Origin of the sequence: Vibrio sp. 11-4(1) (assembly GCF_013048625.1) — a bacterium.
Classification (GTDB): Bacteria; Pseudomonadota; Gammaproteobacteria; order Enterobacterales; family Vibrionaceae; genus Vibrio; species Vibrio diabolicus.
Genome location: NZ_VHSY01000057.1, coordinates 1 through 759, shown reverse-complemented (window position 1 = coordinate 759; position 759 = coordinate 1). Strand labels below are relative to the sequence as shown.

The window sequence follows — 759 nt, the reverse complement described above, 5'->3', positions numbered from 1 at the left end:
GCTTTGCTTTCCGGAATTGAACGATAGTCAGCCATGAGTTTCGGAAATATTGAGTTTATAGCCAACTCCAATTCATCCTTATTTCTTGGCACAGAAGACATTTTGACCTCCATTCACATAACGCCCAGTTAAGGGGTGAAGCACGCAATACCGATGTTACTGCATGCCACTTCAACACAAAAACCACCGCATACCAAAAATGCCACGCGTGCTGAATCCCACTTGAACTGTTTGTTATGTGCGTACATTTAACAAAAGTACATCCCTTACATCACGAGAGTCAGACTCTTTCCAACGAGTTACTGTTTTACCTTGTGAAGTAGTGTCTACAAGCACTTCGATCGTGTAGTTTGATTTATATTTTCGTTTTTCGAACTGTTGATGCAAAAAGGCTGCAAACTGTTCTGCTAACTCTATTGAGTCAAGGTAAATGCTCTTTCCACGCAATCGTCCCGCAGGTGAAACACCGACAGTAATCATTGAATTATCATCATGCTCCCAATGATAAGAGCGCAGGTTTTGAGGTAGAAGATCATTTCTCACGCGAATAAGTACTGTCGCATACTCTACGACACTCCTATTCGGAAAGTCTCCCAGCTTTCTAAGCATGTTACTTTTTCTCCCTAAGCACATAACGCCTTGTTAAGGGGTGAGCAACGCAATACAAATGTCACCGCATACCACCTTAATCGCTGAAACTAACGCATAGTAAAAATGCCATGCGTTGCGAATCCCTCTTTAACAACTTGTTAGCAATTT

The 759-nt window shown here is 41.9% G+C and carries 2 protein-coding genes and 1 pseudogene; all 3 read right to left on the bottom strand.

Features of this window, described 5'->3' with window-relative positions:
* Window positions 1-101, bottom strand: a pseudogene (locus tag FKN16_RS24770) (ClbS/DfsB family four-helix bundle protein); the annotation flags it as partial.
* 27 nt (window positions 102-128) lie between these two features.
* A complete protein-coding gene (locus FKN16_RS24340; protein WP_170903744.1) occupies window positions 129-248 on the bottom strand; it encodes a DUF3265 domain-containing protein in 120 nt (39 codons plus the stop codon).
* Entirely contained in the window at window positions 235-609 is a 375-nt protein-coding gene (locus tag FKN16_RS24335) for a hypothetical protein (protein ID WP_170903743.1), read from the bottom strand. Before FKN16_RS24335 ends, FKN16_RS24340 begins: the two co-directional genes overlap by 14 nt.
* Between the last annotated feature and the right edge of the window lie 150 nt (window positions 610-759).